Raw genomic sequence first — 17,667 nt, 5'->3', positions numbered from 1 at the left:
CAGATGATTAAAATTGCACCATCCATTTTAGCTGCCGATTTTGCCAATTTGGAGGCAGAAGTGAAAGCTGTTCAAGAAGCGGGAGCAGACTATATCCATTTCGATGTGATGGACGGTCAGTTCGTGCCAAACATTTCGATTGGTCTACCTGTGCTCGCGAGCTTACGTAAAAAATCAGATATGGTCCTCGATGTGCACTTGATGATTGACCAACCGGAGCGATACGTGGAAGATTTTGTGAAGGCAGGCGCGGATATCGTGACCGTTCATGTGGAAGCAACGAACCATTTGCATCGTGTCTTGCAACAAATCAAAGTGGCTGGTGCGAAATGTGGAGTCGTCTTGAATCCGCATACACCATTGTCGACAATCGAACATGTGCTCCCAGATGTTGATATGGTATTGCTCATGACCGTCAACCCAGGGTTTGGTGGACAAGCGTTCATTGAATCGGTCGTACCGAAAATTTCAGCGCTCAACCAACTGCGTCAGGATCGCCAACTTGATTTTGAAATTGAAATCGATGGTGGGGTCAACGAAGAGACGGCGAAACATTGCATCGATGCGGGTGCCGATGTACTAGTTGCCGGTTCGGCCATCTACAATCAACCGGATTATAAAGCAGCCATCGATAGCATTCGTGGCGCATCTCGTGTATAATCAACTATAGAACAACAAGATATTGTCGCAAGGGGTGTCACATGATGTGGCTGAGAGGCATACGCTAACCCTTTGAACCTGTTCCGTTCACACGGACGTAGGGATGTGGCGAAAATGCACGTTGCGAATCTAAGCAGCATGGCGTTTACGTCATGCTGCTTTTTGTCGTTCAAACAGTTAAAGGAGGAAGAAAGATGAAATCACGTTTTAAATTACAAGCGCTCATCGAAATTTCATTGTTTGCGGCGCTCGGGCTAATCTTTGATTTACTCATCCCATACCGCTTGCCACAAGGGGGCTCGATTAGTCTAGCGATGCTCCCGATCTTTGTGATGGCATTCCGTCACGGATTGAAAGGGGGACTTGCGACAGGTGCACTCGTCGGGACGCTTCAACTGTTGTTCGGTGCCTACATCTTCACGCCTGTACAGTTCTTGCTCGACTATACGGTCGCTTATGGCCTCGTCGGTATGGCGGGTGTGTTTGCTGGTCGTGTGAAACAGGCGGCCGGTCAAGGTGCAACAAAGACACTCGCGACATATTTGGTGCTCGGTGCCTTGATCGGGTCGGTGTTGCGTTACGCGGCACATGTCATCTCGGGTATCGTCTTTTTCGCCGAGTATGCGGAAGGCCCGGTCGTAGCGTATTCACTCGGTTATAACGCGACGTACATGGCCCCATCCTTTATTATTTCAGCCATCGTATTAGTATTACTCTTTACAACAGCTCCACGTTTCACACGTGTAGCTACACGGGACATTCGTCAATGAATGTCTTGATCGTCGCGGCAAGTCCGGAAGTTATTCCTTTACCGCGTCGTGCCGATTATGTCATCGGTGTTGATGGAGGTTATCAGAGACTGTTAGATGAAGGGATTGAACCGGACGTTGTGGTCGGAGATTTTGACTCGTTTGTGGGAAAACCACCGAAAGAAGCGTTACGCTATCCGTCCGAGAAAGATGTGACGGACCTTGAGATTGCGCTTCAGTTGGCAAGAGAGCGAGGGGCAACGAGGATGCACGTATACGGGGCGCTCGGTGGGCGAGTCGATATGACGTTCGCGAACGTCGGTTTGCTCGAGAAGTATCCTGAGATGGTTTTGCATGGGAATGGTCAAACAGTCTATCTCGTTAAAGCCGGTGATTATAGCTTTTCAAAAAAAGAAGGCTACTATTTGTCTTTCATACCTTGGAAGACAGCGACTATTTCTATTGATGGTGTCAAGTACCCGCTCGAACATCATGACATCAAGAGTGAAGAAGCGCTGACGATTTCCAATGAATGGACTGAAGCATTTGCCCGATTGACGGTTCATCGGGGGATCGTTCTCGTCATGGTCGTCAAAAAATAAGCAAAAAAAATCCCATCGGCGAATGCCGCTGGGATTTATTCGTTCGTGTATAAGTATTATACGCGTTCAACGAGACCAGATTTAAGTGCGCGAGCTGAAACCCAAACGCGTTTCGGTTTACCGTCAACGAGAATACGAACTTTTTGTACGTTCACACCCCAAGTACGTTTTGTCTTGTTGAGTGCGTGCGAACGGTTGTTACCTGATTTAGGTGATTTACCTGTTACGTAGCATTTACGTGCCATGCGTTTCCCCTCCTTTTTTATGTGGGTTCGTCCTAATAGACACTCGTTTATATTAGCACGGCTTTTTTCCCGATGCAACTAGAAAATCATACCATGACAAGAAAAAAACTTGACATTACTCGCAAGGATTTGAATAATGAATGAGGTTATCGCGCTAATTGACCGAGTTTCTGGAGCAGGTTCTTTTAATAACTAGGTACTTATTGTAGAATGTACATTAGGAATCATTCCGAATAAAGGAGGCTACTCCATATGGCAATTGAAATGAAGACAACATATGGCAATATTGACATCACAAGTGACGTCATCGCAACACTCGCAGGTGGTGCAGCGATGGAATGCTTCGGTGTGGTCGGCATGGCTTCACAAGCACAATTGAAAGACGGCATTGCTGAATTGTTAAAACGTGAAAATTATGCACGTGGTGTCGTCGTACGTCAAGAAGATGAAGACGTACATATCGACATGCACATCATTGTAAGCTACGGAACGAAAGTATCTGAAGTCGCATACAACGTGCAAAGCCGAGTGAAGTACACGCTCGGAGAAACTTTAGGATTAAACGTTTCGTCGGTAAATATATTCGTTCAAGGCGTTCGTCTGACGAATGACTGACGAAAACGGAGGAGGATTTGGTGTGGGTTTAAAACGTTTAGATGGATTGGCGCTCTCAAACATGATTGCGAACGGAGCGACCAACTTGAGCCAAAACGCAGATTATGTAGATTCGCTTAACGTCTTCCCGGTTCCAGACGGAGACACGGGAACGAACATGAATTTGACGATGACGTCAGGTGCGAAAGAAGTAGCGGCCATGAACTCATCAAATATTGCAGAGGTGTCATCAAAGTTCGCTCGCGGACTGCTCATGGGGGCACGTGGGAACTCGGGCGTTATTTTAAGTCAGTTGTTCCGCGGATTCGGTAAAGCCGTTGAAGGAAAGACAGAACTCACGACAGTTGATTTTGCGGAAGCTCTCAAGCGAGGTGTCGACACGGCATACAAGGCGGTTATGAAACCGGTTGAAGGAACGATTTTGACGGTTGCTCGTGAAGCGGCCGACGAAGCGCTCCTTGCATCAGAGTCGACAAGTGATTTTACTGAATTTATGAAACGTGTCATCGTTGAAGCGAAAGCATCGTTAGATCGTACGCCGGACTTGTTACCGGTATTAAAAGAAGTCGGTGTTGTCGACTCTGGCGGTCAAGGACTTCTCGTCATCTATGAAGGATTCCTCGCGAGCCTAGAAGGCAAAGAACTCGAAAAACCTCATGCTCCAGTGATGGATGCGTTGATTGAGGCAGAGCATCACGCGCATGCGGCGCAAGGATTCATGTCAACAGAAGACATTGAATTCGGCTACTGCACGGAAATTATGGTTCGTTTCCAAGATGATAAGTTGAAAGATACACCATTCAACGAAGACACGTTCCGTAACGAATTGTCTGAACTAGGGGACTCACTTCTTGTCGTCGCCGACGAAGAATTATTAAAAGTTCACGTTCACGTCGAGACACCAGGTGAGGTCATTACGAAAGGGCAGCGCTTCGGTGAACTCGTCGCAGTCAAGATCGAGAACATGCGTCAACAGCACTCGACCATTCTCGAAGAAGAACACGGCATAAATCTACAAGGCGTTCAACAAGATGAGAAACCAAAAGCACCATTTGCAATCGTGACGGTGGCAATGGGTGAAGGTGTCAGTGAGTTGTTCCGTTCCCTCGGATCGGCACACGTCATCGAAGGCGGACAGACGATGAACCCATCAACAGAAGATATCGTCAAGGCGATTGAATCTGCACATGCGGAACATGTCTTCATCTTCCCGAATAACTCAAATATCATCATGGCTGCTGAACAAGCAGCGTCTGTCGCACCTTGTGGCGTGTCGGTCATTCCAACGAAGACGGTCCCGCAAGGCCTTGCAGCAGCAATCGCCTTTAATCCTGAGGCAGATGTCGAGATGAACGAACAAGCGATGAAGTCGGCTGCTGAGACAGTGAAATCCGGCCAGGTGACGTACGCTGTTCGTGATACGAGCATCGATGGCGTTGAGATTAAAAAGGACGAGCATATGGCGATTGCAGAGAAGAAAATCGTCTCGTCGTCTTCATCAAGCCTTGAAGCGGCTAAGCGACTAGTCGATGCTCTCATCGATGCGGATGACGAAATCATCACAATTCTAACGGGTGAAGGTTCATCTGAATCAGATGTAGAAGCGTTGACGTCATATATCGAATCAGTGAATGACGAGATAGAAATTGAAGTTCACGACGGCAAACAACCGCTTTACTCTTATATTTTTAGTGTGGAATAAGCTGTTTCAAGTCCCTACCTTCTGTATAATGAAGGTAGGGATTTTTGAAAGGGGGAAAATTGATGAAATATCGTAGTGTGTTTGACATTATCGGTCCAGTCATGGTCGGTCCGTCGAGTTCACATACAGCAGGAGCCGCTCGAATTGGGTTGATGGCAGGGAAGTTGTTCGGGAGAACACCACGTACCGCGCATATCACATTTTACGGGTCATTCGCTGACACATATCGAGGTCACGGGACAGATGTTGCCATCGTCGGTGGAATCATGGGGTTTGAAACGTTCGACTTGAGAATCCCGCAGGCGTTAGACATCGCTAGTGAGAAAGGCATCGAAGTCATCTTTGAAACGAGTGATTTGTTGACAGATCATCCGAATACGGCACGCGTCCTGCTCGAAGATGAACTTGGGACATTTGAAATCGTCGGTGTCTCAATCGGTGGGGGAACGATTGAAATTACCGAATTGAACGGGTTCCCGTTAAAATTGACAGGAGGGGGACCTGCACTCGTCGTCTTACACCATGATCGATTCGGTGCAATCGCAGCAGTTACGGGAGTTTTGGCGAATCACCAATTGAACATCGGTCATATGGAAGTGAGCCGTCACGAAAAAGGAATGCAGGCCTTGATGGCCATTGAGATTGATGAGACCATCCCTGCTGACGTGCTAGCAGAACTCGAGCGGTTGCCACAAATTGAACGGATAGCTATTTTTGGGGAATAAGGAGAATGTGTGATGTTTAAATCAGTAGAAGAGTTAGTGAAGATTGCCACTGAACGAGGCATTCCGATTTCTGAAGTGATGATCGAACAAGAGATGCACGTCAGACGCTCAAGTCGGGAGGACATCATCGGTATGATGAACCGGAATCTCGAGGTGATGGAAGAAGCGGTCGAACGTGCGCTCCAAGGTGTTACGTCTGTTACGGGATTGACGGGGAACGATGCCGTACTCATGCAAGACTATATTCGTTCAGGCAAATCGCTTGCCGGAGACCTCATTTTAGATGCGGTGTCAAAAGCAATCGGGACGAACGAAGTGAATGCCGCGATGGGACGAATCTGTGCGACACCAACTGCGGGGAGCGCGGGCGTCGTGCCAGGAACGTTGTTTGCTGTGAAGGATCGTCTCGAGATGGACCGTGATGCGATGATTCGTTACTTGTTCACATCAGGTGCATTCGGATTCGTCGTGGCGAACAACGCCTCCATATCGGGAGCGGCGGGCGGATGCCAGGCCGAGGTCGGATCGGCGACCGCAATGGCTGCAGCTGCAATCGTCGAAGCGGCCGGCGGAACACCGGACCAATCGGCTACAGCATTTGCAATCGCACTTAAAAACATGCTTGGTCTCGTCTGTGATCCTGTGGCGGGTCTCGTAGAAGTCCCATGCGTGAAACGTAACGCTATGGGTGGTGCCAACGCAATTGTCGCCGCAGACATGGCGCTCGCGGGTATCACCTCGCGTATTCCATGTGATGAAGTCATCTCGGCGATGCATGAAGTCGGTCAAATGATGCCGACCGCATTAAAAGAGACGGCAAAAGGTGGACTTGCCAATACACCAACGGCTCATCGTCTCGAACGAAATATATTTGGAGCGAAAGAAGATGCGAAACAATGAACGACTAACGACTTTGAAAGGAGTCGGGCCAGAAATGGCCAAAAAATTAGAAGTGATGGGACTTGTTCGAATCGAGGACGTGCTAGAGCACGTCCCGTTTCGTTATGAGAATTATAATAGCGGAACTGTGACCACGGCTATACATGGGGACCTTGTCAAATGGAGTGGGACAGTCCAAGGCGAACCGCTCGTTCGTTATTATAGTAAAGGTAAAAATCGCCTTCAGTTTAGACTATTACTAGAAGAACGGTATGCAGTCCAAGTGACGATGTTCAATCGCGCGTTTTACAAGGACAAGCTAGTGATTGGCGAAACGGTGACGGTCAAAGGAAAATGGGACATGAATCGGATGACGATCAGCGCGACCGACCTCGAATTTGGTGCCCCGTCAGGCGGACTACAGCCGATTTATTCACTTCGAGCCGGGCTGACGCAAAAGAATTTCAGTCGAATCGTGAAACTGGCTTTTGAACAGGTGAGCGATCTCCCGGAACAGGTGCCGGAAGTCATTCGCGACCGGTATCGACTAGAAGATCGGATGACGATGCTTCGTGGGATGCACTTTCCAGATACTGTTGACACTTATAAACGAGCGAGACGAAGTTATGTATATGAAGAATGTCTCATGTATCAATTGAAATTGCAGGCGTTTCGGAAAATGGAGCGGTCAGGAAACGGTCGGGCCCTTCAACTCGACAAACATCAATTGAATGAATTCGTCAAACGACTCGCATTTCCGTTAACGGGAGCTCAGACACGGGTCATCCGTGAAATTGTATCTGACCTTGAAAAACCAGAACGGATGAACCGACTATTACAAGGGGATGTCGGGAGCGGGAAGACCGTCGTTGCCGCGATTGCCTTGTATGCGACCGTCATGGCAGGGTATCAGGGTGCATTGATGGTGCCGACAGAGATTTTAGCAGAACAACATGCGACGTCTTTACAGGAATTGTTTGAACCGTTTGGCATCACGATCGCCCTGTTGACGAGCTCGGTAAAAGGAAAGGCGCGAGAAGCGCTCCTTACAGCAATCCAATCAAGAGACGTCGACATCATCGTAGGGACACATGCGCTCATTCAAGGGCCGGTCGAGTTTTCGAATTTACATTTGGCGATCACGGACGAACAGCACCGTTTTGGTGTCGAGCAGCGGAAGAAGCTACGAGACAAGGCTGAATTTGCGGACGTGTTATATATGACCGCGACTCCGATTCCAAGAACACTTGCCATTAGCGCGTTCGGAGAGATGGACGTCTCGACAATCGATGAGATGCCAAAAGGACGAAAACCGATTGAAACGTATTGGGCGAAACATGACCAAATCGATCGTGTTCATTCGATGGTCGATCGGGAACTGTCGCTCGGTCGCCAAGCATACGTGATTGCGCCACTTATTGAAGAGTCGGATACGCTCGAAGTGGAGAGTGCGACGGCTTTGTATGAAATTTTGAAAGACCGCTTCCCGAATCATGAAGTCGGACTGATGCACGGAAAGTTATCGAGTGCTGAAAAGGATGACGTGATGAAGTCGTTCGCCGATAATGCGACACAAATTCTTGTGTCGACGACTGTCGTCGAGGTAGGCGTGAACGTTCCGAACGCTTCTCTCATTATCATTCATGATGCCGAACGTTTTGGGCTCGCCCAGTTGCATCAGCTGAGAGGCCGGGTTGGTCGTGGCGCCCATCAATCATTCTGTGTCCTTGTCGGAGACCCTAAGTCCGACGTCGGAAAAGTTCGACTGAAAACGATGACTGAAACGAACGACGGCTTCGTATTAGCGGAAAAAGATTTGGAGTTACGTGGTGCCGGTGATTTCTTCGGTACCGCGCAGAGTGGTCTACCAAGCTTCCGGGTCGCCGATCCCGTTCTCGATTTGAAAGTGATGGAAGTGGCGAGACAAGATGCTGTGGCGATGCTCGAAAGTGACGCATTTTGGCATGAAGACCAGTTTAAGGTGCTACGTAGCTATTTAAAACAACTCGACCTTCTCGTAGGGGAAAGGTTAGAATAATACTTGAAAATGACGACTAAAGAATATATACTGCTATTAGTACCAGGTGTTAAGTTCTTTAGTGATTAGTTTAGGAGGGAACTGAATGCGGGTACCTAAGAAAGAGCGGCAACGCTTGTTACAAGAGACGATTGAACACAACCCGTTCATCAAAGACGAAGAACTATCAAAACAGTTTTCCGTCAGCATCCAGACGATTCGGCTCGACCGGATGGAATTAAAAATTCCAGAAGTAAGGGAACGAATCAAACATGTGGCTTCCGAACATCTCGATGAAGTCAAATCGCTTTCAATGAGCGAGGTCATCGGTGATATGATTGACTTAAAACTAGATGACTCTGCCATCTCAGTCCTCGATATAGAAAAAGAACACGTCTTTAGCCGCAATGAGATTGCCCGTGGACACGTCTTGTTCGCGCAAGCCAACTCGTTAGCGGTGGCGCTCATCAATGATGAATTGGCGTTGACCACTAAAGCGGACATCCGCTTCAGTCGCCAAGTCCATCTTGGAGAGCGAGTCGTTGCCAAGGCTCGTGTGATGAAGCTACGTGGGGACGGGAGAACAGATGTCACGGTCGAAAGTTATGTCGGCGAGGAGTGCGTCTTTGACGGCGACTTCACGATTTACCGACGTGGTGAGGAGGAACAAGCATGAAGTTAGCGATTGATGCAATGGGTGGCGATCACGCACCGAAGGCGATTGTGGAAGGTGTGAAACGGTTCGTCGATCAATATCCGAACGAATCGATGGAACTCTTTTTAGTCGGTGATGAGGTAAAAATTGCCTCATACGGTCTTGACGACCCGCGTGTGACGGTCGTTCCAGCAAGTGAGATCATCACAAGTGAGGATGAACCGGTTCGAGCGGTTCGCCGTAAGAAAGACAGTTCGCTCGTTGTAGCGGCAAAGCTCGTCAAAGAAGGGAAAGCGGATGCCCTCGTGTCTGCCGGAAATACTGGGGCATTGATGGCGGCATCTCTTTTCATCATCGGACGAATCCCGGGAATCGAGCGTCCGGCATTATCTCCGACGTTCCCTACATATACAGGTAGTGGTGTCGTCGTACTGGATGTCGGAGCGAATCCGGATGCGAAGGCCGAACACCTTGTAGATTATGCGATCATGGGTTCACTCTATGCGGAACACGTTCGTGGCATTAAAACGCCACGTGTCGCCCTTCTCAATATTGGGACAGAAGCCGGGAAAGGAAATGCGCTCACAAAAGATGCGTTCCCCCTCCTTGAAGAGGCCCCTGTCCACTTCGTTGGAAATGTCGAGGCACGTGAAGCGATGTCTGGTGACGTGGACGTCATCGTGACAGAAGGATTTGCTGGAAACATCTTATTAAAAGGTGTAGAAGGCTCGTCGGCGATGCTCATGAAAATGATGAAAGAACAATTCACGAGCAATCTTGTATCAAAACTCGCCGCTCTCATCTTAAAACCAAAATTAAGACGATTGAAAGAAACGCTTGATTATCGCGAACATGGTGGAGCTGGATTATTTGGGATCAATGCGCCTGTCATCAAAGCTCATGGGTCGAGTGATGCACTCGCGATCATGAGTGCATTGAAACAGGCAAAAATCATGGTAGACCACGATGTCGTCGATAAAATCAAGCGTGCCAAAGCGATAGACTAAGCGAAAGCAGGTGAGGACATGGGGAAAGTAGCATGGGTGTTCCCAGGACAAGGCTCTCAAGCCGTAGGAATGGGACAGACATTTTTAGATCATCCGGAGACACTTCAAGCAATCGGGCGTCGACTCGGGTTTGACCTTCTTGAAGTCATGTCATCGGGATCGAAAGAAGACCTTCAAGCAACTGAAGTCGCACAGCCGGCCATCGTGGCGCATGCCTCGTTGCTCGCAAAAGCCTATGCGGATAAAGGGGCGGCACCAGATGTCGTGATTGGGCATAGCGTAGGTGAATACGCAGCGCTCGTCAGTGCGGGTGTCATCGATTTAGAAGAGGCGACCGTGCTCGTCCGTGAACGTGGTCATTTGATGTCTGAAGTGAAGGACGGAACGATGGCGGCTGTCGTCGGGATGACCGATTTGACAGAAGCGCATCACATCACAGAAAAAATCAGTGCGAGCGGGGATTTGGTTCAAATCGCTAACTTGAATTGTCCTGGTCAATTTGTGATTTCAGGGCATGTCGACGCTGTCGAACAGGCGAGCGTTGAATTGAAAACCGCTGGTGCGAAACGGGTATTGCCATTGAATGTATCTGGAGCGTTTCATAGTTCCTACATGATGCCGGCAGCGACACGATTCCAAGATGTCCTCGCCTCGTCACCGTTTGAAGCGGCTTCAGTCGACTTTATCTCGAACGTGGATGCTGCTGTACATCGTGACCCTGAACAATTGAAGGTGCTATTGACGAAACAACTTTATTCGTCAGTCCGCTTCGAGGATTGTGTTCGAAAAGCGATTGCAGATGGTGTGGACACATTCATTGAATTCGGTCCGTCTTCACCACTTTCTGGATTGATTAAACGAATCGATTCGAGCGTTTCGATTCAAAAGGCGACCACGCTCGAAGAAGTCGCCTCGTTAGGGGGAGAAGTTCGTGCATGATCAAGTAGCGATTGTGACTGGCGCGTCCCGTGGAATCGGTGCGGCCATCGCGAAACGTTTAGGGGAAGACGGTTTTCGAGTCGTCGTGAACTACTCGGGTAGTGAACAGAAGGCAAATGACGTTGTGACAGCGATTGTGGAGGCAGGCGGAGAAGCCATTGCCGTGAAGGCAGACGTCTCAAACGCAGATGATGTTAAAGCGCTCGTCAAGACGACAGTCGATTCATTTGGACGAATCGATTGCCTCGTCAACAATGCGGGGATTACACGTGACGGGTTACTCATGCGAATGAAAGAAGCCGACTTCGAAGACGTGCTATCGACGAACTTGAAAGGGGCCTTTCTGACATCGCAAGCCGTCACGCGACCTTTGCTCAAATCGAATGCAGGTCGAATCATCAATATCGCCTCGGTTGTCGGGATTACTGGAAATGCGGGACAGGCGAATTATGCGGCTGCGAAAGCAGGGTTAATCGGATTGACAAAATCGGTGGCTCGCGAACTCGCGGGACGTCATGTGACAGTCAATGCCGTATGTCCTGGTTTCATTCAAACCGACATGACCGATGCCTTGACAGATGCACAACGAGAGGCTACACTCGAGCAGATTCCGTTCAACCGTTTTGGTCAAGTCGAAGAGGTGGCGAATCTCGTCTCGTTCCTAGCATCAGAACAAGCCGCATATGTGACCGGACAGACAATTGCCGTCGACGGTGGCATGACAATGGCGTAAAAGAGAACTTTACCAATAGACTGACATTTAATATACTTACCTTTGGAGGGATTTTATCATGACAAAAGAACAAATTTTAGTAGACGTACAAGAAGCAGTGGCAGAGAAGCTCGGGAAAGATGTATCTGAGATCACAGCGGACAAATCATTCAAGGATGACCTTGGCGCTGACTCGCTCGAAGTGATGGAAATGGTGATGGACCTCGAAGATAAATTCGACATCACAATCGAAGACGAGGACGCTGAAAAACTTTCGACTGTCGGCGACGTAGTGGCTTATATCGAAACAAAAGTGTAATCAAGCCATCCCACCGCCCGGAACCGAGCGGTGGGCTTGTGCTTATTCATGGAGGGAACTATGACAAAAGACAAAAGACGGTTTGACCGTCAAGGGTCGGCGCAGCGACGTCGGCGACAGGAGATGGAACGAGCACGCATCTTAGAATTATTCAAATCATTAGAAGAACGTTTAGACGTTCAATTTTCAGATCGCGACTTACTCATGCAGGCCTTCACCCATTCTTCTTATGTGAATGAGCAACGAGGGTTACGGAAAGATAATGAACGTTTAGAATTTTTAGGGGATGCTGTTCTAGAGTTAACTGTATCTCGCTTCTTATATGAGACTTATCCGGAGCGCTCCGAGGGGGAATTAACGAAATTACGAGCGGCGATCGTTTGCGAACCGTCACTCGTGAATTTTGCGGAAGCCTATGCTTTTTCTGACTTCACCTTGCTTGGAAAAGGTGAAGAGTTGACCGGTGGGCGAAAACGTCCGGCACTACTTGCCGATGTATTCGAATCCTATATCGGTGCTCTTTATTTGGACCAAGGAATTGAGGCAGTCGAACGATTCCTCGCCGAAGCGGTTTTTCCGAAAGTCTTAGCGGGTGTATTTGAAGAACAGACTGATTTTAAAAGTCAGTTGCAGGAAAGTGTGCAACGTGAAGGGCTCGGTCCTGTATCGTATGAGATTATCGAAGAGCGTGGTCCGGCGCATAGCCGTGAATTCGTGGCGCATGCCCGTCTCAGTGACGATATCGTCGGTGAAGGGATTGGACGCTCTAAAAAAGAAGCCGAGCAATTGGCGGCGAAAGAAGCGCTCATCGCCTTTAACAGGCGTTACGCAGATTTATAAACGAAAGGAGTGGACCCGATTAGGTCCACTCCTTTTTCATGTCAATTGACCGAGCTCTTCGACAATCCCGTCAACTTCCGATATAGAAAGGGAAGAACGTGTCATTACATACTCGTAAATCTCTTTCACCGCTGATGGGTCGGCTGCATTATATTCTTCCGCTTTGATCGCACCGCGGTTAATAATATTCATTTTATCCAAAATAGCTTCAACCATCTGTTCATTCGTCATCTGTATTCCCCTTTCTACAGTTCTTTTAAGAATAGCATGATTCGGGCATTTTGACGAACTGTTAACTGTGGTAAAATATACAGATGAATGCTTACTGCGGATAGGATGGTCACGATGCACTTAAAACGAATCGAACTCGCTGGCTTTAAATCATTTGCCAAGCGAATTGAATTAGATTTCCGTCCCGGCGTCACGGCTGTAGTTGGGCCGAACGGGAGCGGGAAATCAAATATATCGGACGCTGTTCGCTGGGTACTCGGAGAACAGTCGGCCAAATCACTTCGTGGTGCCAAGATGGAAGATGTCATCTTTGCCGGAAGTGAGGGTGAGAATCACCGTAACGTCGCTGAGGTCACGCTCGTCCTTGATAATCGCGACGAACAGTTACGTTTGCCTTATGAAGAAGTGAGTGTGACCCGTCGCGTGACCCGAAGTGGGGACAGCGACTATTTTATGAATAAAAAACCTTGTCGATTAAAAGACGTGATTGATTTGTTTCTCGATACAGGTCTTTCCCGGGATGCGTTTGCCATCATCGGACAAGGTCGGGTCGAACAAGTCATTTCCGGGAAACCAGAAGACCGCCGAGCCGTCATCGAAGAGGCAGCGGGAGTCCTCAAATATCGTCAGCGTAAAAAACAGGCTGAGCGTAAATTACAGGACACCGAGTTAAATTTGTCCCGAGTCGATGATATTTTATTTGAATTGGCTGATCGTGTCGAACCGCTACGTGAACAGGCAGCACTTGCAAGAGAGTATAAAGTCGCGAAAGCAAGACACGATGAACTTGAAACAGGCATTATGGGTGCCGAAATTCAGTTGCTTCAACGTGAGATTGAACAAGTGACGGTCCGTCATGCAGAATCTGTTCAACAGTTATCCGATTGCGACCGTTTGGTACGTGACCTCACGGAGGAACGTAGCGGGCTCGAAGCAACACTTGCTGAGTTGCGCGAAGAATTGACAGAGCTCAACCAAAACGAACGGGAGCACTCGACCTATGTCGAGCGCTTGACGGGTGATATCAAGCTCGCAAAAGCACAAGAAGAACATGGTGCCGAAATGAAAGAACGACTCATCCGTCAACGTGAAGAAGTACGTGCGGAGATGACCGAGCTTGAAGCGCGGTTGAAGGTCGTTCGTGAAGAACTTGACCAAAAAGGAAACACATTGAAACAAACGACTGCGACGAGAGAGACGCTTCAACAACAGTTGACAGCCGCCTCTCGTGATTTCAATTCCGAAATTGAAGCGTTACAAAGTGAGGCGTTTGAACTCGCGACAACGAAAGCGACAATCGGTAATCAACAAAAGCGGGAACAACGAGATATCGATGTCGCCGTCGAGTCGAAAGAACGCCTTCTTCGCGAGAACAAACATCGTCTCGAGAATCGTTCCTCGCAGGAAGCGACGCTTTTGACGACTCGAGAACAGTATGAAGTGGTACAAAGTCGCTTTGAACAACTGAGTAAAAAAGAAACGGAACTTCGGGACGAAGAGACGTCAATTAGTGAAAAACGTACCCGAGCCGAATCGTCTTATTACGATCTCGAACGCCGCCGTCAGAAGACGGAAGACCGAATCGAGATGCTCGAACGGATGAAGCAATCGTATGAGGGCTATTTCCATGCGGTCAAATTCGTCTTGAAAGACCGTTCGCCAGGTGTCCTTGGTGCCGTCGCTGAATTGATTCGTGTCCGTCCTTCTTATGAGGCGGCTATCGAAACGGCACTTGGTCAGACGCAGCAGCATGTGGTCGTACAAGATGAATCAGTGGGTCGCCGTGAAATTGACAAATTACGAAAAGCCAACGCAGGACGGGCGACATTCTTGCCGATGACGACGATCAAACCGAGATTCGTACCGAGTGACGTGTTAGATCGACTCGATTCGATGAACGGATTTGTCGGGGTGGCGTCGGAACTCGTTGAAACAGATGCATCATACGAGACGTTGAAAAAGTCGTTGCTCGGTTCGGTGCTCGTCGCTGAGACACTTGAAGTCGCGAATCGCATCGCCCAATCGACGGGATATCGTTTCCGTGTCGTCACGTTAGAAGGGGACATCGTCAACGTTGGTGGTTCGATGACGGGTGGTAGTCGCAAGCAGGGTGTGGCCCTGTTCACGCAGTCGCGCGAATTGGATGACTTGAAACAAGGTCTCACCCAAGGGCTCGCCATGTTACATGAACAAAAAACACGTCTTCAAGAGTATACAGAACAGTTGACGGACATTACGCGACAATTATCTGAACTTCGGGATGAGAAACGTTCCGTTGAAACGAATCTCCGTGAAGTCGAGTCGTCCTATCGTACTGCGGAACGTGCCTCGCTCGATGCCAAGTCACAACTGGAACTGTTCGATCATGAAATGATGCGCTACGAGCGGACGATTGAGACAGCGACTGCCGAATTAGAGCGACTGACGATTGAATTGGCCGACACAGACCGCGCACAAGCTGACATTCGTTCTCGTCTCGAATCGCTTCGGGCAGAGCAGGCGAAAAGTGCTGAGAGCACGGGCCAACTGGAATCGATGCTTCGTCAAAACGAGCTCGATCTACAGCGTCACACGCTCGAAGAAGAGCGGGTCCGATATGAATTGGACCGTTTGACGACCGAACAAAATCGTCTGCAGGAACGAAGCAATCAAATGGAGCGTGAACTGAAGCGGATCGAGAGTGGAGAAGTCGTGTCGTCTATGGAACTTGAGGCAACGCTTGCCACTGCCAAACTGGATTTCACAGAAATTCAAGAGCGGCTTCAAGAAGTGACGGCAGCACTCAAGACGAACGAAGAGGCGTATCGAATCTTACGTCAACGGGTCGACCAGGCAACGGAGGCAAGACGGCAAGCTGAAGTTGTCGTCCGAAAACTCGAAACGGCAAAACAAGAGTTCGAGCTGAAACGACAATGGAAGCTCGATGCATTAGAAGAGCATGGACTCGTTGCAGAACTATTGCCGGCACTCGAAATCCCACTTGAAGAGGCGAAAGAGGAATTCAAGTTGCTCGTTCGTCAAATTGAGGAGATCGGACCGGTCAATCTAAATGCGATCGAAGAGTTTGATAGTGTCCACGAACGGTTCACGTTCCTGTCTGAGCAACGGGATGACCTCGTCAGTGCAAAAGAGGATTTATATGAGATCATCGCCGAGATGGACCGCGAAGTGACACGCCTCTTCAAAGAGACGTATACGAGCGTCCGGGCGCACTTCAAACAGACGTTCATCGAACTCTTCGGTGGCGGGGAAGCGGATTTGAAATTAATAGATGAGTCGGATCTACTGAATACGGGAATCGATATTGTGGCCAAACCACCTGGCAAAAAGTTACAGACGCTCAGTCTATTGTCCGGGGGGGAACGTGCGTTGACGGCCATCGCTTTGTTGTTTGCGATTTTGAAGACGCGTCCGGTACCGTTTTGTGTCCTCGATGAAGTCGAGGCGGCTCTTGACGAGGCGAACGTACATCGATTTGGAGAATATATTCGTACGCTGTCGATTGACACGCAATTCATCATCATCACGCACCGAAAAGGTACGATGGAAGCTGCAGATACGCTATACGGCGTCACGATGCAACAGAATGGGGTGTCCGAGGTGCTCTCGGTTGAACTGTCTGAAGCAAAACGTGTCGTCGAAATGGATGAAGAGATGGAGGAATCACGTTGAGTTTTTTTAAAAAGTTAAAAGATAAATTAACGACATCTACTCAAGAGGTGTCACAGAAGTTTACAGATGGGTTGACGAAGACACGTGACGGATTTGCGAGTGCGGTCAATGACCTCGTCTATCGTTTCCGTGAGGTGGATGAGGATTTCTTCGATGAACTCGAAGATTTGCTCATCCAAGCGGATGTAGGTGTCACGACGACGATGGACCTCGTCGAAGACTTGAAGGAAGAAGTGAAACGACGCAATTTGAAAGACCCGGTCCTTGTCCGTGACGCACTCGTTGAGGTCGTAGCGAACCGGCTTCAAGAAGGTGAATCGGATCGTGAACTCAATATGCAGGATGGACTCACTGTCATTTTGTTTGTCGGCGTCAACGGCGTCGGAAAGACGACGACGATTGGGAAACTGGCGCACCAATTGAAGTCAGAAGGTCGCTCCGTCATGCTCGCGGCAGGTGATACGTTCCGTGCCGGTGCTATAGAGCAACTTGAAGTGTGGGGAGAACGTGTCGGGGTGCCGGTCATTCGTCAAACGGAAGGATCGGACCCAGCGGCAGTCGTATACGATGCCGTTCAGTCTGCGAAGTCACGTAACATGGATGTACTCATCTGTGATACGGCAGGACGTCTCCAAAATAAGGTCAATTTAATGAAAGAGCTCGAGAAAGTGAAACGTGTCATCGAACGAGAAATTCCGAACGGACCACACGAAGTCTTGCTCGCGCTCGATGCAACGACGGGGCAAAACGCCATGATTCAAGCGAAAGCGTTCAAAGAGGCAACGAACGTAAGTGGGATCGTCTTGACTAAACTCGATGGGACGGCAAAGGGCGGAATTGTCCTTGCAATCCGTAATGAACTCGACATTCCGGTTAAATATGTCGGTCTCGGAGAGAAGATGGATGATTTACAGGTGTTCAATCCGGAACAGTTCGTCCTTGGATTGTTCGGTGATGTTTTTGAAGACAAGATACAGGATGACTCGACTGAAAAAGACGACACAAACAAAGACCTCGCCTAAGTTTTACTGTTAAGAAAAAAACTTGACAAGTACTTGGGACGGCTGTACTATTGGTAGTTGTAAAGGGATTTCACTT

At 48.8% G+C, this 17,667-nt stretch carries 18 protein-coding genes and 1 riboswitch; of the genes, 16 read left to right on the top strand and 2 right to left on the bottom strand.

The window, feature by feature from the left end; all coding sequences use genetic code 11:
• Positions 1-3 precede the first annotated feature (3 nt).
• From rpe to KNO76_RS01235, 3 genes are all read left to right on the top strand, one after another.
• Positions 4-660 carry a ribulose-phosphate 3-epimerase gene (gene rpe, locus KNO76_RS01245; protein ID WP_026826287.1) on the top strand — a complete coding sequence of 219 codons (657 nt, stop codon included), beginning with the start codon at positions 4-6 and terminating at the stop codon, positions 658-660.
• 20 nt (positions 661-680) lie between these two features.
• Positions 681-781: riboswitch (TPP riboswitch) on the top strand.
• A 73-nt stretch (positions 782-854) separates the two neighbouring features.
• Positions 855-1,430: an energy-coupled thiamine transporter ThiT gene (thiT, locus tag KNO76_RS01240; protein WP_214698184.1), complete on the top strand. Its 576-nt coding sequence runs from the start codon at positions 855-857 to the stop codon at positions 1,428-1,430.
• The gene (locus KNO76_RS01235; RefSeq protein ID WP_214881625.1) at positions 1,427-2,011 is read left to right on the top strand and encodes a thiamine diphosphokinase; all 585 of its coding nucleotides are present in this window, start codon (positions 1,427-1,429) and stop codon (positions 2,009-2,011) included. Before thiT ends, KNO76_RS01235 begins: the two co-directional genes overlap by 4 nt.
• 56 nt (positions 2,012-2,067) lie before the next feature.
• Here KNO76_RS01235 and rpmB read toward each other — a convergent pair whose 3' ends face one another.
• Positions 2,068-2,256 carry a 50S ribosomal protein L28 gene (gene rpmB / locus KNO76_RS01230; RefSeq protein ID WP_015881349.1) on the bottom strand — a complete coding sequence of 63 codons (189 nt, stop codon included), beginning with the start codon at positions 2,254-2,256 and terminating at the stop codon, positions 2,068-2,070.
• A 252-nt stretch (positions 2,257-2,508) separates the two neighbouring features.
• Here rpmB and KNO76_RS01225 point away from each other — a divergent pair, with 252 nt between their 5' ends.
• The 11 genes from KNO76_RS01225 (at position 2,509) to rnc (ending at position 12,666) form a co-directional block, all read left to right on the top strand.
• Positions 2,509-2,871, top strand: coding sequence for an Asp23/Gls24 family envelope stress response protein (locus KNO76_RS01225; protein WP_015881350.1), 363 nt, complete (start codon positions 2,509-2,511; stop codon positions 2,869-2,871).
• 22 nt (positions 2,872-2,893) lie between these two features.
• Positions 2,894-4,573: a DAK2 domain-containing protein gene (locus KNO76_RS01220; RefSeq protein WP_026826284.1), complete on the top strand. Its 1,680-nt coding sequence runs from the start codon at positions 2,894-2,896 to the stop codon at positions 4,571-4,573.
• 62 nt (positions 4,574-4,635) lie between these two features.
• Positions 4,636-5,298, top strand: coding sequence for an L-serine ammonia-lyase, iron-sulfur-dependent subunit beta (gene sdaAB, locus KNO76_RS01215; RefSeq protein ID WP_214881621.1), 663 nt, complete (start codon positions 4,636-4,638; stop codon positions 5,296-5,298).
• 12 nt (positions 5,299-5,310) lie between these two features.
• Positions 5,311-6,198, top strand: a complete 888-nt coding sequence (gene sdaAA, locus KNO76_RS01210) for an L-serine ammonia-lyase, iron-sulfur-dependent, subunit alpha (protein WP_214881618.1) — start codon at positions 5,311-5,313, stop codon at positions 6,196-6,198.
• Positions 6,185-8,215: an ATP-dependent DNA helicase RecG gene (gene recG / locus KNO76_RS01205; RefSeq protein WP_214881615.1), complete on the top strand. Its 2,031-nt coding sequence runs from the start codon at positions 6,185-6,187 to the stop codon at positions 8,213-8,215. Before sdaAA ends, recG begins: the two co-directional genes overlap by 14 nt.
• A gap of 85 nt (positions 8,216-8,300) precedes the next feature.
• Complete coding sequence (gene fapR / locus KNO76_RS01200) at positions 8,301-8,870, top strand: transcription factor FapR (RefSeq protein ID WP_015881355.1); 570 nt, start codon at positions 8,301-8,303, stop codon at positions 8,868-8,870.
• Positions 8,867-9,856: a phosphate acyltransferase PlsX gene (gene plsX, locus KNO76_RS01195; protein WP_214881612.1), complete on the top strand. Its 990-nt coding sequence runs from the start codon at positions 8,867-8,869 to the stop codon at positions 9,854-9,856. Before fapR ends, plsX begins: the two co-directional genes overlap by 4 nt.
• An 18-nt stretch (positions 9,857-9,874) precedes the next feature.
• The gene (fabD, locus tag KNO76_RS01190) at positions 9,875-10,795 is read left to right on the top strand and encodes an ACP S-malonyltransferase (RefSeq protein WP_214881610.1); all 921 of its coding nucleotides are present in this window, start codon (positions 9,875-9,877) and stop codon (positions 10,793-10,795) included.
• Positions 10,788-11,528 carry a 3-oxoacyl-[acyl-carrier-protein] reductase gene (fabG, locus tag KNO76_RS01185; protein WP_026826278.1) on the top strand — a complete coding sequence of 247 codons (741 nt, stop codon included), beginning with the start codon at positions 10,788-10,790 and terminating at the stop codon, positions 11,526-11,528. The genes fabD and fabG overlap by 8 nt, the downstream gene beginning before the upstream one ends.
• A 58-nt stretch (positions 11,529-11,586) precedes the next feature.
• Entirely contained in the window at positions 11,587-11,826 is a 240-nt protein-coding gene (acpP, locus tag KNO76_RS01180) for an acyl carrier protein (RefSeq protein ID WP_214881607.1), read from the top strand.
• A 60-nt stretch (positions 11,827-11,886) separates the two neighbouring features.
• Complete coding sequence (gene rnc, locus KNO76_RS01175; protein ID WP_285800405.1) at positions 11,887-12,666, top strand: ribonuclease III; 780 nt, start codon at positions 11,887-11,889, stop codon at positions 12,664-12,666.
• A gap of 36 nt (positions 12,667-12,702) precedes the next feature.
• Here the strand turns inward: rnc and KNO76_RS01170 are convergent, their stop codons facing one another.
• Positions 12,703-12,897 (bottom strand): DUF1128 family protein, encoded by a 195-nt coding sequence (locus KNO76_RS01170; RefSeq protein WP_214881604.1) that lies wholly within the window; start codon positions 12,895-12,897, stop codon positions 12,703-12,705.
• 114 nt (positions 12,898-13,011) lie between these two features.
• Here KNO76_RS01170 and smc point away from each other — a divergent pair, with 114 nt between their 5' ends.
• Entirely contained in the window at positions 13,012-16,569 is a 3,558-nt protein-coding gene (gene smc / locus KNO76_RS01165) for a chromosome segregation protein SMC (protein WP_214881602.1), read from the top strand.
• Entirely contained in the window at positions 16,566-17,591 is a 1,026-nt protein-coding gene (gene ftsY, locus KNO76_RS01160) for a signal recognition particle-docking protein FtsY (RefSeq protein ID WP_214881600.1), read from the top strand. Before smc ends, ftsY begins: the two co-directional genes overlap by 4 nt.
• Positions 17,592-17,667: the final 76 nt, after the last annotated feature.

It is taken from the genome of Exiguobacterium sp. s101 (assembly GCF_018617835.1).
Taxonomy (GTDB): Bacteria; Bacillota; Bacilli; order Exiguobacteriales; family Exiguobacteriaceae; genus Exiguobacterium; species Exiguobacterium marinum.
This window is presented reverse-complemented; position numbering and strand designations above follow the sequence as displayed.

Bases quoted from the DNA above. Each gene is read 5' to 3' on its own strand.
- rpe (WP_026826287.1), top strand. From the start codon at position 4: ATGATTAAAATTGCACCATCCATTTTAGCTGCCGATTTTGCCAATTTG.
- sdaAB (WP_214881621.1), top strand. From the start codon at position 4,636: ATGAAATATCGTAGTGTGTTTGACATTATCGGTCCAGTCATGGTCGGT.
- KNO76_RS01235 (WP_214881625.1), top strand. From the start codon at position 1,427: ATGAATGTCTTGATCGTCGCGGCAAGTCCGGAAGTTATTCCTTTACCG.
- acpP (WP_214881607.1), top strand. From the start codon at position 11,587: ATGACAAAAGAACAAATTTTAGTAGACGTACAAGAAGCAGTGGCAGAG.
- KNO76_RS01170 (WP_214881604.1), bottom strand. From the start codon at position 12,897: ATGACGAATGAACAGATGGTTGAAGCTATTTTGGATAAAATGAATATT.
- thiT (WP_214698184.1), top strand. From the start codon at position 855: ATGAAATCACGTTTTAAATTACAAGCGCTCATCGAAATTTCATTGTTT.
- plsX (WP_214881612.1), top strand. From the start codon at position 8,867: ATGAAGTTAGCGATTGATGCAATGGGTGGCGATCACGCACCGAAGGCG.
- fapR (WP_015881355.1), top strand. From the start codon at position 8,301: ATGCGGGTACCTAAGAAAGAGCGGCAACGCTTGTTACAAGAGACGATT.
- smc (WP_214881602.1), top strand. From the start codon at position 13,012: ATGCACTTAAAACGAATCGAACTCGCTGGCTTTAAATCATTTGCCAAG.
- fabD (WP_214881610.1), top strand. From the start codon at position 9,875: ATGGGGAAAGTAGCATGGGTGTTCCCAGGACAAGGCTCTCAAGCCGTA.
- KNO76_RS01225 (WP_015881350.1), top strand. From the start codon at position 2,509: ATGGCAATTGAAATGAAGACAACATATGGCAATATTGACATCACAAGT.
- rnc (WP_285800405.1), top strand. From the start codon at position 11,887: ATGACAAAAGACAAAAGACGGTTTGACCGTCAAGGGTCGGCGCAGCGA.
- rpmB (WP_015881349.1), bottom strand. From the start codon at position 2,256: ATGGCACGTAAATGCTACGTAACAGGTAAATCACCTAAATCAGGTAAC.
- sdaAA (WP_214881618.1), top strand. From the start codon at position 5,311: ATGTTTAAATCAGTAGAAGAGTTAGTGAAGATTGCCACTGAACGAGGC.
- recG (WP_214881615.1), top strand. From the start codon at position 6,185: ATGCGAAACAATGAACGACTAACGACTTTGAAAGGAGTCGGGCCAGAA.